The organism is Bradyrhizobium sp. STM 3843, from assembly GCF_000239815.1.
In the GTDB taxonomy this organism is placed as follows: Bacteria; Pseudomonadota; Alphaproteobacteria; order Rhizobiales; family Xanthobacteraceae; genus Bradyrhizobium.
Genome location: NZ_CAFK01000316.1, coordinates 1 through 15,555, shown reverse-complemented (window position 1 = coordinate 15,555; position 15,555 = coordinate 1). Strand labels below are relative to the sequence as shown.

The 15,555-nt window shown below is 64.1% G+C and carries 11 protein-coding genes and 1 tRNA gene; 4 read left to right on the top strand and 8 right to left on the bottom strand.

From position 1 onward, the window contains the following. Positions 1 to 181 precede the first annotated feature (181 nt). The 4 genes from BRAS3843_RS34740 to BRAS3843_RS34720 form a co-directional block, all read right to left on the bottom strand. Positions 182 to 706 (bottom strand): hypothetical protein, encoded by a 525-nt coding sequence (locus BRAS3843_RS34740; RefSeq protein ID WP_008973926.1) that lies wholly within the window; start codon positions 704 to 706, stop codon positions 182 to 184. A gap of 2 nt (positions 707 to 708) precedes the next feature. Beyond that, a complete protein-coding gene (locus BRAS3843_RS34735; RefSeq protein ID WP_008973925.1) occupies positions 709 to 2,040 on the bottom strand; it encodes a DUF3987 domain-containing protein in 1,332 nt (443 codons plus the stop codon). A gap of 686 nt (positions 2,041 to 2,726) precedes the next feature. After that, positions 2,727 to 3,968 carry a site-specific integrase gene (locus BRAS3843_RS34725; RefSeq protein ID WP_035983824.1) on the bottom strand — a complete coding sequence of 414 codons (1,242 nt, stop codon included), beginning with the start codon at positions 3,966 to 3,968 and terminating at the stop codon, positions 2,727 to 2,729. Positions 3,969 to 4,114: 146 nt separating this feature from the next. Continuing rightward, positions 4,115 to 4,204: transfer RNA gene (locus BRAS3843_RS34720), tRNA-Ser, on the bottom strand. Positions 4,205 to 4,402: 198 nt separating this feature from the next. On the opposite strand from BRAS3843_RS34720, the gene BRAS3843_RS34715 reads away from it, so the two are divergent. Further along, the gene (locus tag BRAS3843_RS34715) at positions 4,403 to 4,750 is read left to right on the top strand and encodes a hypothetical protein (RefSeq protein ID WP_008973921.1); all 348 of its coding nucleotides are present in this window, start codon (positions 4,403 to 4,405) and stop codon (positions 4,748 to 4,750) included. 67 nt (positions 4,751 to 4,817) lie between these two features. Here the strand turns inward: BRAS3843_RS34715 and BRAS3843_RS34710 are convergent, their stop codons facing one another. The 4 genes from BRAS3843_RS34710 to BRAS3843_RS34695 form a co-directional block, all read right to left on the bottom strand. Continuing rightward, entirely contained in the window at positions 4,818 to 6,278 is a 1,461-nt protein-coding gene (locus BRAS3843_RS34710) for a trehalose-6-phosphate synthase (RefSeq protein WP_008973920.1), read from the bottom strand. Positions 6,279 to 6,541: 263 nt separating this feature from the next. Continuing rightward, a complete protein-coding gene (gene otsB, locus BRAS3843_RS34705) occupies positions 6,542 to 7,381 on the bottom strand; it encodes a trehalose-phosphatase (protein ID WP_008973919.1) in 840 nt (279 codons plus the stop codon). A gap of 1 nt (position 7,382) precedes the next feature. Next, on the bottom strand, positions 7,383 to 8,906 hold the full coding sequence (locus BRAS3843_RS34700; RefSeq protein WP_008973918.1) for an MFS transporter: 1,524 nt from the start codon (positions 8,904 to 8,906) through the stop codon (positions 7,383 to 7,385). Between the two features lie 333 nt (positions 8,907 to 9,239). Further along, on the bottom strand, positions 9,240 to 11,279 hold the full coding sequence (locus BRAS3843_RS34695) for a HAMP domain-containing methyl-accepting chemotaxis protein (RefSeq protein ID WP_008973917.1): 2,040 nt from the start codon (positions 11,277 to 11,279) through the stop codon (positions 9,240 to 9,242). Between the two features lie 258 nt (positions 11,280 to 11,537). Between BRAS3843_RS34695 and BRAS3843_RS34690 the strand changes: the two genes are divergently transcribed. From BRAS3843_RS34690 to BRAS3843_RS34680, 3 genes are all read left to right on the top strand, one after another. Next, the gene (locus BRAS3843_RS34690) at positions 11,538 to 12,023 is read left to right on the top strand and encodes a (2Fe-2S)-binding protein (RefSeq protein WP_008973916.1); all 486 of its coding nucleotides are present in this window, start codon (positions 11,538 to 11,540) and stop codon (positions 12,021 to 12,023) included. An 83-nt stretch (positions 12,024 to 12,106) separates the two neighbouring features. Beyond that, the gene (locus BRAS3843_RS34685) at positions 12,107 to 14,446 is read left to right on the top strand and encodes a xanthine dehydrogenase family protein molybdopterin-binding subunit (protein ID WP_008973915.1); all 2,340 of its coding nucleotides are present in this window, start codon (positions 12,107 to 12,109) and stop codon (positions 14,444 to 14,446) included. Between the two features lie 129 nt (positions 14,447 to 14,575). Further along, the gene (locus BRAS3843_RS34680) at positions 14,576 to 15,376 is read left to right on the top strand and encodes a xanthine dehydrogenase family protein subunit M (protein WP_008973914.1); all 801 of its coding nucleotides are present in this window, start codon (positions 14,576 to 14,578) and stop codon (positions 15,374 to 15,376) included. Positions 15,377 to 15,555: the final 179 nt, after the last annotated feature.

Genomic DNA, 15,555 nt, shown 5'->3' with positions numbered 1-15,555 from the left:
GCATTTCCTTGATGCGAGGCCACAACAGCGATGGCCCAAGGATAGCCCAGCTGTCTCCCAAAAGACCGGCGCGACGCAGCTCGTGTACGTCAAGGCAATCAACCGCCAATCGTTCATACGTTGTCCGGTCGCGGCATCTTGTTCGCGTCACAGCATTCCCCCGAACCGCACTGGCTGCTGATCACTTCAGGTTATCAACACTGTCGCCCAGCGGACCCAGGGCGGGCTTGCATTTCTTGCGGTAAATCGTAAGGACGCCCGTCCTTTGTTCAATCGCTGCAGTCTCCTTCGTAAGCGCAACGACGTGCCGCCCTTGCAACAGCCAGACGAGTCCGGTCTCGTCGTCACGTGACAGCCTCCTGTATGTCGGCGCTGGGTCCTCAGGCACCTGATGCAGTCCGAACAAATCCGAGGCCGTCCAGCCGAGCGCGGCAGCTTGGTCGCCCCATCGGCCGAGAAATCGGCGACTGTCAGCTACAGCCTGCCTCCAACGATCGAGCTCAACCCTTTCCGGACACCGTCGCTCTAGTGCGGCGAATGCACCATCGAGAGACCGTGAAGTGCGACCGAAGCGACCAAAGCGACCAAAGTCCGCGCGGCGGGGGACCGGAGCCGCGTTCCGGTCCCATCGGTCGCTTTTGTCGCTTTGGTCGCCGATGCCTAGCTCTTCTCCGGCGCGCTTGAGGATGTCGAGATACCGTCCCATGTCTAGGCTCCAACCGCGAACCAGGTTTCAGCAGAGCGACCACCAGTGCTCACGCTTGCGGACCGGGCCAAGCCCTTGCCAACCAGGAGCGCGAGCGCCGCGTTGATACGATCGGCACTCTTATGCTTGCCAAGCAAATCGCGGATGGCCGTCCGTGTCATTCCGGCTCCGCCCGCCTGCCGCAGCGCCAGCAGAATATCATCCGCGACGGCGTCACCCAACATGTTGCCGAAGACCCGAGCCGCCGACGCCTCGCAATATTCCCAGACAGCAAGCGCCGCTTTGAGATGGGCCACGTCGATCCTGTCTTGCTGATCGAGTAAGGCATAGATGAGAGCTAGGCGAATGGTCTGGGCTTCTGCTCGCGCCGTGACCGCACCAAGCAATCCAACCTGCCCGGCCGACAGCTCTGGATAGACAGCTTCCCAGAACCGGCGCGAGGCCTCCGTCATCTCGACTCTACCAACGTGTTTGGCGTACGACACCGCCGCCTTCATATGGTCGGCTAACTTGATCAGCTCGGTCTCATCGAGGCAGCCCCCAAAGGGGAGCAGCTTTGACCGTCGCACCGCCACAAACAGGAAACGGTTGGCAAATCCGTTCGCCATGTCTGTGCGAGTGATCCTGGCGCGAAGTTCATCCTCGGTAATGTGACCAACAATCGAGATGTGGGGATCGGTGGCGCACAGCGGGCTGTTCCTGGTCAACGTCGAGAGCTTGTCACCATCCCAAGCTTTGCGGACGATGGACGAGAGGGTGTTGCCCGGCCGCTCCATCACCGACAGCGCGCTGCTGAACTCCGGCTCGACTACCATCAACCGCTTGTCCGCCACCCCCGGATCGACGAGCTCAAACTGTTGCGCCTTTGGGTCCCACCGCTCGACCTCGTCACGGACCTCCGAGATGAGTCCCTCGCCAGAGGATAGGCCGCCCTTCATCCGTTCACTTATCCACCTTTCGTCGGAAGCTTCCATAACCGAGCGGGCACGGCTGCCGGACGTCCCCTTACGGCCTTTAGCGCTATTTCCGACCAGGACGCAGAAGAGGTTCGAATGATGTCGGTCGGCTTCAACCTGATAGTAAGGAGCCCTCCCGATGACGTTTCCGAAGAAGGTCAAAATGTGCAAGAGGATCGCGACCGGGTCCGCCTCGGTGTGGGGCGAGATGGTGTGCACCACCTCGCCCGCAAGGCCGTGGTAGGCCGCCTTGTCGATCAACGGCCAGTCGGTAGGGGTGCCTGCGTCCGCCGGGACTGAGGGCAGGTCAGCGATGGCGTAAGCAACGACTGCCATGTCATCAGGAGCAGGCGCTGAGTTTGCTGTTTCGCGCGTCATGGTGCCACCGCCTTGCTGCCCTTGCGTGGACGCGCCTGGCGTTGCGACGATGGTCCATGCGCGCTGCTGGTCGGTGTCAGCAGACGCAAAAGCGACTCATATTGAATTAGTCTCCGTCGTCCGACCTGCACCGTCGACAAGGTGCCGTCGCTGATGCGCGCCCAAATGCTGGTGGGGCCGAGTCCCGAGACTTTGCAGGCGGTTGCAACCGTCACCGTGATCGGCTGCTCGATATTGTTCGTGCTGTTACCGGAGGAAGAATACGTAGCAAGTTTTGGGGGTCGCATTGCGCCGCTCCGTTCGATGGACGCCGACCGCCAGGAGGCGGATCAGCAAAGGCGACCTGATCGCGAGCATCGCGGAGGTCGCGGGTTCCATCGCCACGGCGCGCGGCGACTACGAGTGCAAGATCGGCGCGATCTTCACAAGGGCCGAAACCAATCGGCCAGCCATAGAATAGGCGATGCACCGCGTATCAGCAAGAATTTTTGCGCATCGCCACGATGCGCGAAAAGGCCCGCGCAAGACCGGAGAGTGGGGCTGGGTAGACATGGAGCAGACCACCACGCCATGGGACTATGAGTCACAAACGCCTGCAGAGACGCAGGTGGGCCCCTCTCGATGCCAACGGGTCCCTCGCGCTTATAGCGGGGTCCCCCCTCGCCTTCCGGACCCAGTTTGAAACATTAGCTCGCCCGCAATGGCGTGACGTTATTGTTCAATTTCTGCGCTGGTGTGGCGCAATAGGTGCCCCAAGCCGACATGAGCCGACGTCGCTTGTCGAACATGTCGGTGCGACGATAGGCCAGCTCGACCTTGCTTCCGACTGTATGCGCGAGAGACATTTCGGCCACCTCTGAGGGGAAATTGGTGCGTTCGGAGGCCCAGTCGCGGAACGACGAACGGAAACCGTGCGCGGTGAGATCGCTGCGCTTCATTCGTCGCAGCAACATCAGGAAAGCCATATTGGAAAGCGGCTTGCCGATCTTGCCACCGGGGAACACGAAGCAGTCGTCGCCCGCCCCGAGTTCTTGCATCTCTTGCAAGATCGCCAACGCCTGCGGCGATAACGGCACGCGATGCTCTCGGTGGGCCTTCATTCGGTTGCCGGGAATGGTCCAGGTCTTGTCGGCTAAATTGAACTCAGACCACCGAGCGCCGATCACCTCACCCGTTCTGGCAGCCGTCAAGATAGCAAAAGCAAGCGCGCAAGCCGCATTTCCCGTCTCCGCACGCAATGCAGTCATAAAGCCCGGCAATTCGCTGTAGGGCAGCGCGGCGTGATGCTCGACCTTTGCGACCTTGGACCGCGCTGGCAGCAGCTTGTCGAGATGACCGCGCCAACGGGCTGGGTTTTCTCCGGAGCGGAGATCATGTGCCTTGGCCCAGTCAAGAATAGCCTCAATTCGGCCGCGTACGCGGCCTGCGGTTTCGGGCTTCGCAGTCCAAATCGGGTGCAACACCTTGGATACTAGGCCGGTGTCGATCGCCTGCACCGGCAAGCCGCCGATGATCGGGTAGACGTAGGTTCCCAGTGTCGCCTCCCACTGGGCAGCGTGCTTTGCATTCCGCCAGCCCGCTCGGTGCGAGGAGATGTAGTTTTCGGCGCATTCTTTGAAGGTCACTGCCTTCGCAGCCTCAAGCTTGTCGCGAAGCCGGGCGGCGCGGCGGGCATCGATCGGGTCGATCCCACCATGCCGCAGCCGACGTGCATCCAGCGCCTTGCCGCGCGCCTCCTGCAGGCCGAACAACGCCAGCGGACCGAGGCCCATCCATCGCGGTCGGCCATTGAGCATGTATCTGAGGACCCAATTCTTTGTGCCATCCTTGGTGACGCGCAGATAAAGCCCACCACCGTCCGGATGCATTCCAGTCTGCTGAATTTTTTCGACTTTTAGCGCCGTTAGCCTGCTCGTCGCCCGTGCCATCGTCCACGATCCTGTCCACAATCGTTCGGCGGATTATGGCGAACGACGACGATCCTGTCCAGAGACCGACATCTATTTAAGCCCCTGAGAACTTGGGGCTTCTTGATCAATGGCGAGTTGGGGCGAATGAGTGCGAATGAAGGAACTGGCGGAGAGAGTGGGATTCGAACCCACGGTACGGTTTCCCGCACACACGCTTTCCAAGCGTGCGCCTTAAGCCACTCGGCCATCTCTCCGAAGGGCCCTCTCTTGGCGGTCTCGGCGCCCTTTTGCAAGCCATCAAGCGCCCGTCGCGGCAAAAATTCGCCAAACCTCTGACGAATTTAGCCGTTTCGCGCCTTGCGCGGGCATCAGTGGCCAGCCAACGCAGCGATGAACCCCGAATCAGCCCGGTGAGACCCAATGTTCGCGCCCTTTCCCCCGGAGGACAACCGATGACCCCGCCCCGCTTTTTCCGTCCCCTGCCCCTTGCCATGCTGCTGCTGGCGGTCGCGGCCGGCGTCACCGCTGCGCGCGCCGATCAGTGCACCCGGCAGGGCGTCGACGTCACCTGTGACGACGGCCGCAAGGGGATCTGGCAGGGCGACGCGATCCTGTGGCCGGACGGCACCCATTCCCGGCTGAAGGGCCACGACAGCGTCATCGTCGGCAACAAGGCTTCCGTGGTGGTTGGCCCAGGCGTCTTCGTCGGTCAGGGCAAGGGCATGGTGCCGATGGAAAATCCGAGCGCGCCGAACAAGCTGCGCTGCGCGGTGCTCGACGGCGTGTCGTATTGCAATTGAGCGAAGGCCACCGGCGCGTGATCAAGACGGCGCGTGGGCGCCGCCTTGCTATGAGGGTCTAAAACTCTCAGTGGTAGCGCGCGCCGGACGACGAGGCGCGGCGCACGAGGAAGCCGGGCGGCGTCGCCGGCAGCGGTTCGACATCGGCCTCATCGAGTTCGGTGGCCTGCAACGCCGTGACGAAATCGGCAAACCATTGCTGGATCGAGTGCCGATGCAGCTTCGCCATCATGGCCTCATAGCGCATGCAGCGCTCGGCCAGCGGCATCGAGAGCGCGGTCGCGATGGTCCGCGCCATGCCGTCGATATCGTGCGGATTGACCAGCAATGCCGCGTCGAGCTCGTTGGCGGCACCGGCAAATTTCGACAGCACCAGCACGCCGGGATCGACCGGACTTTGGGCGGCGACATATTCCTTGGCGACCAGGTTCATACCGTCATAGAGCGGCGTCACCACCCCGACCTGCGCGGTGCGGTAGAGTCCCGCCAGCACGCTCTGGCCATAGCCCTTGTTGAGATAGCGGATCGGAGTCCAATCCACCTCGCCGTGGCGACCATTGACCTCGCTGATGAGACGCGCCACCTCGCTCTGCAGATTGCCGTAAGCCGGGATCGATTCGCGCGAGGGCGTTGCGATCTGCAACAGCGAGACCGACCGCAGCAAATTCGGATGCAGGCTCCACATCCGATCGAATGCGCTGATGCGATTGACCAGGCCCTTGGAATAGTCGAGCCGGTCGACGCCGATGGCGAGCTTCTCGCCCTGCAGGCTGCGGCGCAGCCGCGACACGTCGGGATGCGAGACCGCCTTGGTGGCGGCCTGCGCGAACTTGTCGGCGTCGATGCCGATCGGGAACACGGCAAGCCGGGTGCGCCCATGGCGCGACCGCACCACGCCGCCCTTTACCTTCAGGCCGAGACTCGTGCGAAGGCAGTCGATGAAATTCTCGCAATCGTCCGCGGTCTGGAACCCGATCAGGTCATAGGCGAGCATCGCCTCCAGCAGTTCGGGATGATGCGGCAGGCTGTCGACGACGCAGCGCGACGGCCAGGGCGTGTGCAGGAAGAATCCGATCGCGCTCTTGACGCCAAGGTCGCGCAGCTCGGCACCGAGCGAGAGGAAATGGTAATCCTGGATCCAGAACAAGGTATCCGGCTTGTGGAACCGCATCAGCGAGCGCGCGACGAAGGCATTGACCTCGCGATAGGACTCGTAGTCGTCATGGGACACGCGGATCAGGTCGCTGCGCGAATGCAGCGCTGGCCACAGGGCTGAATTGGCGAACCCTTCGTAGTAGCCGGCATAATGCGCCGCCGGAAGATCGAGCAGGGCCAACGCGCCTTCGCCGAGCGGCTCGATCTCCACAATGGGTTCCAGCTGGGCGCCGTCGCGGACACGGCCCGAGGAACCGACCCAGATGGCGCCCGATTTCTCGACGACCGGCAGCAACGCTGCTGCTAACCCACCGGTCATCGGCTCGTTGGCCTTGCCACGCGCCACCCGATTCGAAACCACGACGAGGTTCACCGGTGCCCTCCTGTTGGTCCAGCCGTCGGTTAACAGCCGTTCATCAATATGGTTCCAGGACACCCTTTCAACCAAATGAAACCGAATTCGGGCGGTGGCGCGGTGTAAACAAAGCAGAGACAAACTCGAGAATGATTCAAAGCAATTGCAAGTCGGTCGCGAATTTGCCGCAGGTTTTACACGCGCATCACAATGGAACCGGCGGCGAATAGTTCCGCCTCCGGTTTCGCGGCGCCGATCGACTAATCAGATCTGATCACTGGTCAGAAGCGCTTTGCATCCTCGCGGTGCGCGAGCTCGCCGAGAAATATGCGGACATCATTGGGCGTGCCGAACTGACCATGCACGCCGCGCGCCGCGCGCCCGACGGAGAACGACAAACCGTCATAGTCCGGCATGATCGCGAACACGGTTTCATCGGTGACGTCATCGCCGATGAACAGCGGCTTGCGGCCCTTGAACGGCGAATGCGTCATCAGTTCGCGCACGCCGCTCGCCTTGGTGAAACCTGCATGCTTGATCTCGCAGACGCATTTGCCGGGCAGCACCTCGATCGGCGCCTCCGGCAGGTCAGCGCGGATCTGCGACACCGCTTGATAGATCGCCTGCTCCGCCTGCGGTGCCAGCCGATAGTGCAGCGCCAGCGAATAGCCCTTGTCCTCGAGCAGAATGCCGGGGCTGAGCTTGGCGATCGCCGCCAGGCGCCGCTTCAATTCCTTGTCCAGCGGCGGCGCCTGCACCGCATCCGCCTCGCTGTCGATCGCCAGCCGCATCTCGGCGCCATGACCGCCGACCGCCGGATAGACTTCGGGCGCGAAGATCAGATCGATGTCATTGAGCGAGCGGCCGCTGACCAGCGCCAGCGCGCCGGACGTGAGCTCGTGAAGCCTGTTCAAGGTTTCCGCCAGCCCCGGTGGCACCCAGACCTCGCGCGGCGTGGCCGCGAGCTCGAGCAAGGTGCCGTCGATGTCGAGCAGGAACGCGATGTCGCCGAGCGGCGGCACCAAGCTCGCCGGTGCCGGCATCATCGCATCACCGGCTTGCTCGTCAGCAATGTCTCGCAATGGCAGCTCCGCGAAGTCGCTGTTGTCGGCCATGATCATATCACTCCATGACGGCAAGCGGGCGCGCCACGCTCTCAAGTGATTTCCGCTCCGCCGCCACCGCATAGCGGAAGGCGACGGCCGCCGCGACCACCATCAGCAGCGCGCCGAACAGATAGCCGGCGAACACGCTGGTGCGTGAGCCCGTATCCAGCAGCGCGCCGAACAGCGCCGGCCCCGCGACGCCACCGATCCCGGTGCCGATGGCATAGAACAGCGCGATGGCGAGCGCGCGCACCTCCAGCGGAAAGTTCTCCGAGACGGTGAGATAGGCTGCGCTCGCCGCCGGCGAGGCAAAGAAGAAGATCACCATCCATGCGGCGGTCTGGGTCTGCGCGTTCAACACGCCGATCGAGAACAGGTAGCCGGTCAAGGCCAGCAGGATGCCGGAGACGCCGTAGGTCAGCGTGATCATGGTGCGGCGGCCGAGCGTGTCGAACAGCCGCCCGAGCAGCAGCGGCCCTAAGAAATTGCCGGCCGCGAACGGCAGGATGTACCAGCCGACCTGATCGGCCTTGATGCCGTAGAAGTCGGTCAGCACCAGCGCGAAGGTGAAGAAGATCGCATTGTAGAAGAAGGCCTGTGCGACCATCAGCGTCAGCCCGACCAGTGAGCGCTGGCGGTAGGACACGAGCAGCGTGCGCGCAACCTCGCGGAGCGGCGTGTGGTCGCGCATGCGCAGCTTGATCTTTGGCAGCTCCTTCGCGCGCTCCTCGCGATCATGGCCGGTGACGTCACGCTCGATGTCGGCCACGATCTTGTGCGCTTCGTCAGGATGGCCGTGGATCATCAGCCAGCGCGGGCTTTCCGGAATCCACATCCGCATCACCAGCACGATGAGACCGAGGCAGGCGCCGGTGGCATAAGCCAGTCGCCAGCCGAGATCGGGGCCGGTCAGCTCCGGATCGAGCAGCACGATGGCGCTGCCGGCGCCGATCGCAGCGCCCAGCCAGAAGCTGCCGTTGATCAGAAGATCGGTCCAGCCGCGATAGCGCGCCGGCACCAATTCCTGAATGGTGGAATTGATCGCGGTGTATTCGCCGCCGATGCCGGCGCCGGTGAGGAAACGAAACAGCGCGTAGGAGCCGACACTCCAGGACAGCGCCGTGGCCGCGGTCGCGGTCAGATACAGCGCGAGCGTGATGAAGAACAGCTTGCGGCGGCCGATGCGGTCGGTGAGCCAGCCGAAGCCGAGCGCGCCGAGCACTGCGCCGGCGAGATAGGCACTGTTGGCGAGACCGACATCCAAATTGGAAAACTGCAGCGTCGGGCTGGCCTTCAGCGCGCCGGACAATGCGCCCGCCAGCGTCACTTCGAGCCCGTCGAGCACCCAGGTGATGCCGAGTGCGAGCACGACGCGGGTATGAAAGCCGCTCCAGCGGAGATCGTCGAGTCGGGCCGGAATGTTGGTGGCGATGACGCGGCTGTCATCACCGGAGGGCACCGGCTCGGCCGGAGGCAACGAAGATCGTGGCGCAGCGGCGGCAGCGCCGTCATCGGGTGCGAATGCGTGCCGAACAGCCATATGAGACCATGTGAGGGCGCGGAAGCCGCCGTCCAGACCCATTGAACGGAGACGGTGGAGCAAATGCGGCAACATGCCACCCGCTCCAACGCCGGCGTGGCGCGCGCGGTTCCCAGGACGAGGCACAGGAACTCGGGGTTCGGCGTGCCGTCACGATGGACAGAGGTTTTCGAAGCGGGCTTGCCGCATCCCTCGGCTGTCGTCCCGAGCAAGCGAGCGAAGCGAGTGTGACCCGGGACCCATACCGCGTGATGCTCGATCAGGGGACGCGCTGGGTGGCCGGGATGAACCTCGCCGGCCGCTCCGGTGCAACTTGCCGAGTCCGGGGGATAGCTACGCCGCGCGGATGTTGGACATGAAGCGGTTGAGCTCTTCGCGCAGCCGCGCGCTTTGTGACGACAACGACTTCGCCGAGCGCAGCACCTCCTCCGAGGCCGCGCCGGTCTCGGTCGCGCCGCGGTTGACCTGGGTGATGTCGGCGGCGGCTTCGCGGGTGCCGACGGCAACGCCCTGCACGTTGCGCGCGATCTCCTGGGTCGCGGTGCCCTGCTGCTCGACCGCGCTCGCGATGGACGAGGCGATGGTCGAGATCTGGCCGATGGTGCCGCCGATCTGCTTGATCGCGGCAACCGACTCCTTGGTCGCCTCCTGCATGCCGGAGATATGGTTCGAGATCTCGTCGGTCGCCTTCGCGGTCTGACTGGCGAGCGACTTCACCTCGGAGGCGACCACGGCAAAGCCGCGCCCGGCATCGCCCGCCCGCGCCGCTTCGATCGTGGCATTCAGCGCCAGCAGATTGGTCTGCTCGGCAATTGCGGTGATCAGCTTGACGACGTCGCCGATCTGCTGAGCGGCCAGCGACAGCTTGCCGATGCGGCCATCGGTCTCCTCCGCCTGCGCCACCGCCGATTCGGCGATGTGGTTGGACTCGCGCACCTGGCGGCCGATCTCTGCCACGGAGGTCGAGAGCTCCTCGGTCGCGGTCGCAACCGATTCGATGCCGCTGGTGGCCTGTCCGGAACTGCCGGCCACCCGGCTCGCCAGGCCCTGGGTGGTCTCCGCGGTGCGGGTCAGGGTCGCCGCGGCATGTTCCAGCTGATGCGCCGATTCCGACACGTTGGCGACGATCGAGCCGACCGCGGCCTCGAACTCGTCGGCGAAGCGGATCAGCTCGGTGCGGCGCGCAGCCCCGGCCGCCTTGTTCTGCGCGTCCTGGCTTGCCGCATCGCGCTCGGCCTTGGCGACCGCCTGCAGCTTGAACTCTTCGACCGCGGCGGCCATCTCGCCGAGTTCGTCGGACCGCCCGAGACCGGGCAGCCTGACGTCGAAATTGCCGGAGGCGAGCTCGCGCATCGCCTTGCACATCGTGATCATCGGCCGCGAAATGCCGTTGCCGAGCATCAGCGCCAAGGCCGCGCAGAGCGCCAGGCCGCCGATCGCCAGCATGGCGATCAGCCGCTCGATCTCGGCAATCGTCGCATTGGCCGCCGATTCGATGCGCTGCTGATCGGCCGACAGGTCGGACCGCAGCGCGTTCGATAGCTTCACGATGGTGACCGCGGCCTCGCTCATCTGCTTTTCGAGCTTGGTGAGCGCCTTGACGTTCTCCGCGAGCTTGGTGAAGGAGAGGCGATACTGCTTCAGCAGCTCGCCGAGCTCGGTGACACGCTGGGTGATCTTCTCGTCACTGGCATAGATCGTGACCAGCGAGGTCTCCAGAAACCGGATGCGCGCAATCGCCCCATCGGCCGTGCGCGGCTCGGACTTGGCGGTGAAGGTGCCGACCAGGGTCGAGGCGGTCAGGTACTGACCGGTCAGATCCTTGGCAGTGGTCTGGATATTGGGCAGCCCGGCGAGCGCCGCGGTGTCGGCGAGATCGTCGAACTTGTAGCGGATCTTGTTGCCCGTGAGCATCAATTGGTCCGCCACGATCTTTTTGTTCTCGCGGGTGAGATTGACGATATCGGCAAAGATCTTGCTGAAGACCTGAAACTCGCTTTGCAGCTGCGAAAGCTGGGCCCGCCGTTCCGGCGCAGTGGTCGCCGCAGTCGACTTGGCGATGGCCGCCTGCAGCCCCTCCTGCGCCGCCATCGCCGCGCTCTCATCGTCGGGATTGCCGGTCAGCGCATAATAGCGGGCGAGCGCCTGGTAGGAGACCAGCTCCCGGTCGATGGTCCGCGCTGCATCCGCTTCCGCCACGCTGGCGCGATAGGTGGCGACCGCGGCGGCGACCCGCTCGAAGCCGAAATAGGCAAATCCGATGCTGGCGGTCGAGATGGCCAGCACGACGGCGAAGCCGAGAATGATCTTGCCACGGAAGCCGAGGGTCAGAAAATTCCCAGGCCGCCGCTGTGGCGCCGAACGCGCAGACATTCCTACCCCCGAAATAATTCTTGTCGCAGCATCTGTCGGACCGGGTGCACAACGCCCAGCCACTGATCAAAACTACGTCACAATGGATAAGGGCCGGTAAATTTGCGGCAGCCTGATACGGCGGCGCGCCGGTCGACCTCGAATCGAGGCGCGCGACGCAAGACGCCGCGATGACATCGGGGGCAAAAATTCGAGTTGCAAACTGATGATGGCGCTGTTTCTAATTGGAATAACGAAAAATCCAGCGGGAGGATCAAAGTGTCGACAGTCAAACTGACGGTGAACGGCAAGCAGGTCGCGGTCGAGGTCGAGGACCGCACGCTGCTGGTCCACCTGTTGCGCGATCATCTGAACCTGACCGGGACCCATGTCGGCTGCGACACCAGCCAATGCGGTGCCTGCGTCGTCCATATCGACGGACGTGCGGTCAAGTCCTGCACCGTGCTGGCCGGGCAGGCCGATGGCAGCAGCGTGACCACGATCGAGGGCATCGCCAAGGGCGATGAGCTGCACCCGATGCAGGCGGCGTTCCGCGACAATCACGGCCTGCAATGCGGCTACTGCACGCCCGGCATGATCATGTCCGCGATCGATATTGTGCACCGCCACAGCGCCCAGCTCGACGAGGCCACGGTGCGCGAGGAGCTCGAAGGCAATATCTGCCGCTGCACCGGCTATCACAACATCGTCAAGGCGGTGCTGGACGCCGCCGGCCGCATGAAGCTGGCGCAGGCCGCCGAGTAGCAGGCCGCGCCCGGCAACGCATCAACACTGCCGCTCTCGACGGGAAGCGGCGGAATAACGAACTCCGGCAGGGAGAGGATCGCATGGGTATCGAAGGCATTGGCGCCAGCGTTGTGCGCAAGGAAGACAAGCGCTTCATCACCGGCAAGGGCCGCTACGTCGACGACATCAAGCTGGTGGGCATGACCTATGCCCATTTCATTCGCAGCCCCCACGCCCACGCCAAGGTCAGGAGCATCGACGCCTCCGGGGCCGAAGCCATGCCCGGCGTGATCGCGGTGCTGACGGGCAAGCAGCTGGTCGATGACAAGATCGGCAATTTGATCTGCGGCTGGGCCATCACCTCGAAAGACGGCTCGCCGATGAAGATGGGCGCCTGGCCGGCGATGGCGCCGGAGACGGTGCGCTTCGTCGGCCAAGCGGTGGCGGTCGTGATCGCCGAAAGCAAGAATCTGGCGCGCGATGCCGCCGAAGCCGTGGTGGTCGACTACGAGGAGCTGCCGGCGGTGCCGGACATGCCCTCGGCGCTGAAAGCCGGCGCACCGCAGCTGCATCCCGAAGCGCCCGGCAATGTCGTCTACGACTGGTCGATCGGCGACGAAGCCGCCGTCAACGCCGCCTTCGCCAAGGCCGCCAATGTGGTCAGCCTCGAGCTCACCAACAACCGGCTGGCGCCGAATGCCATGGAGCCGCGCGCGGCAATCGCCGATTATGACACGGCCGAGGAGCACTTCACGCTCTACACGACCTCGCAGAACCCGCATGTCGCCCGCCTCGTGCTGTCGGCGTTCTACAACATCGCGCCCGAGCACAAGCTGCGGGTGATCGCGCCTGATGTCGGCGGCGGCTTCGGCTCCAAGATCTTCATCTATCCCGAGGAGATGGTGGCGCTGTGGGCCTCCAAGAAGGTCGGCCGTCCGGTGAAATGGACCGGTGACCGCACCGAGGCCTTCCTCACCGACGCCCATGGCCGCGACCACATCTCCAAGGCGGAGATGGCGTTCGACGCCAACAACAAGATCGTTGGTCTCCGGGTCAAGACCCACGCCAATTTCGGCGCCTATATGTCGCTGTTCTCGTCCTCGGTGCCGACCTATCTCTACGCGACGCTGCTGTCGGGCCAGTACGACATCCCCGCGATCTATGCGGAGGTGATGGGCGTCTACACCAACACCACGCCGGTCGATGCTTACAGAGGCGCAGGGCGGCCCGAGGCGAGCTATCTGTTGGAGCGCATGATGGAGACGGCGGCGCGCCAGCTCAAGGTCGATCCGGCCGAGCTGCGGCGCAAGAACTTCATCACTCAGTTCCCGCATCAGACCCCGGTGATCATGGCCTACGACACCGGTGACTTCAACGCCTCGCTCGACGCGGCGCTCAAGGCGATCGACTATGCCGGCTTCCCCGCGCGCAAGGCGCAGGCACAGGCACAAGGCAAGCTGCGCGGCATCGGCTTCTCCTGCTACATCGAGGCCTGCGGCATCGCGCCCTCGAAGGCTGTCGGCAGCCTCGGCGCTGGCGTCGGGCTGTGGGAGTCCGCCGAGGTCCGCGTCAATCCGGTCGGCACCATCGAGATCCTCACCGGCAGCCACAGCCATGGCCAGGGCCACGAGACGACGTTCTGTCAGCTCGTCGCCGACCGGCTCGGCGTACCGATCAGCCAGGTGCAGATCGTCCACGGCGACACCGACAAGGTCCAGTTCGGCATGGGCACCTATGGCTCGCGTTCGGCGGCGGTCGGCCTCACCGCAATCCTCAAGGCAATGGAGAAGGTCGAAGCCAAGGCCAAGAAGATCGCGGCGCATCAGCTCGAGGCGAGCGAAGGCGACATCGTGATCGAGAACGGCGAGTTCAAGGTGGCGGGAACCGACAAGGCCATGGCGCTGCCGATGGTTGCGCTCGCCGCCTACACCGCGCACAATCTGCCTGACGGCATGGAGCCGGGATTGAAGGAGACCGCCTTCTACGATCCGACCAACTTCACCTTCCCGGCCGGCACCTATATCTGCGAGCTCGAGGTCGATGCCAAAACCGGCAAGACCTCGTTCGTCAACTTCGTCGCGGCCGATGACTTCGGCCGGCTGATCAACCCGATGATCGTCGAGGGCCAGGTCCATGGCGGCCTGGTGCAGGGCATCGGCCAGGCGCTGTTGGAGCACGCCGTCTATGACGGCAACGGCCAGCCGGTCACGGCATCGTTCATGGACTATGCGATGCCGCGCGCCGACGACGTGCCGTCGTTCAAGCTGAGCCACACCACGACCTTGTGCCCGGGCAATCCGCTCGGCGTGAAAGGCTGCGGCGAGGCCGGTGCGATCGGCGCCTCGGCGGCGGTGATCAACGCGATCACGGACGCGATCGGCAACAAAAAGCTCGAGATGCCGGCGACCCCGGACCGGGTCTGGCACGCAATAAACGGATGATCGTCATTCCGGGGCGTGCGCAAGCGGGCCCCCGGAATCTGACACGGTTGAACTTTCGAGAGTCCGGGGGTCTGCGCGCGGGAGGTGCGCATCCCGGAATGACCTCAAAAACAATTCAGGGAGCTTCCCATGTATCAGACCAACTATCACCGTGCCTCGTCGGTCGACGAAGCGGTCGCGCTGTTCGGCAAGGGCGGCGAGTCGAAGTTTCTCGCTGGCGGCCACACCTTGCTTCCTGTCATGAAGCAGCGCCTCGCCGCGCCGTCCGACGTCATCGACATCGGCAAGATCAAGGAGCTGATTGGCATCGCGGCCTCCGCCGACACCGTGACGATCAAGGCCGCGACCCCGCATTATGACGTCGCAACCTCCGACACGGTGCAGAAGGCGATCCCGGCACTGGCCTATCTGGCTTCGCTGATCGGCGATCCCGCCGTGCGCCATCGCGGCACCATCGGCGGCTCGCTCGCCAACAACGATCCCGCCGCAGACTATCCCGCAGCGGTGCTCTCGCTCGGCGCCACCGTGAAGACCAACAAGCGCACGCTCGCAGCGGACGATTTCTTCCAGGGCCTGTTCACGACCGCGCTGGAGGACGGCGAGATCATCACCGAGGTCTCGTTCCCGATTCCGGAGAAGGCCGGCTACGCCAAGATGCGTCACCCGGCGTCGCGCTTCGCGCTCACCGGCGTGTTCGTGACCAGGACCAAGGGCGGCGAGGTGCGCGTCGCCGCCACCGGCGCCTCGCAGACCGGCGTGATGCGCGTGGGCGCAATCGAATCGGCGCTGAAGGCGAACTGGTCTCCGTCCGCGCTCGACAACGTCGCGGTGTCCGCTGACGGCCTGCTGAGCGACATCCACGGCTCGGCCGACTATCGCGCCAATCTCGTGAAGGTAATGGCGCAGCGCGCGGTGCAAGCCGCAGGCTGAGCTCGCTGACGCGGATCTTTCCGCGTCATGGCAGGCGGAATTCAATACGGCGCGCAGCGATGCGCGCCGTTTTGCTTTGCGGGATAGAGCGCGCTTGCGTTGCCTGATCTCACGCGAGACAAGCGCGGAAACGCCATTCGCGCGTGATGACGCTTAATTGAGTGAGACGCCAGCCAAGC

Coding starts and splice junctions, on each gene's coding strand:
- BRAS3843_RS34680 (WP_008973914.1), top strand. CDS start 14,576: ATGTATCAGACCAACTATCACCGTGCCTCGTCGGTCGACGAAGCGGTC.
- BRAS3843_RS34700 (WP_008973918.1), bottom strand. CDS start 8,906: ATGGCTGTTCGGCACGCATTCGCACCCGATGACGGCGCTGCCGCCGCT.
- BRAS3843_RS34725 (WP_035983824.1), bottom strand. CDS start 3,968: ATGGCACGGGCGACGAGCAGGCTAACGGCGCTAAAAGTCGAAAAAATT.
- BRAS3843_RS34685 (WP_008973915.1), top strand. CDS start 12,107: ATGGGTATCGAAGGCATTGGCGCCAGCGTTGTGCGCAAGGAAGACAAG.
- BRAS3843_RS34740 (WP_008973926.1), bottom strand. CDS start 706: ATGGGACGGTATCTCGACATCCTCAAGCGCGCCGGAGAAGAGCTAGGC.
- otsB (WP_008973919.1), bottom strand. CDS start 7,381: ATGATCATGGCCGACAACAGCGACTTCGCGGAGCTGCCATTGCGAGAC.
- BRAS3843_RS34735 (WP_008973925.1), bottom strand. CDS start 2,040: ATGACGCGCGAAACAGCAAACTCAGCGCCTGCTCCTGATGACATGGCA.
- BRAS3843_RS34715 (WP_008973921.1), top strand. CDS start 4,403: ATGACCCCGCCCCGCTTTTTCCGTCCCCTGCCCCTTGCCATGCTGCTG.
- BRAS3843_RS34695 (WP_008973917.1), bottom strand. CDS start 11,279: ATGTCTGCGCGTTCGGCGCCACAGCGGCGGCCTGGGAATTTTCTGACC.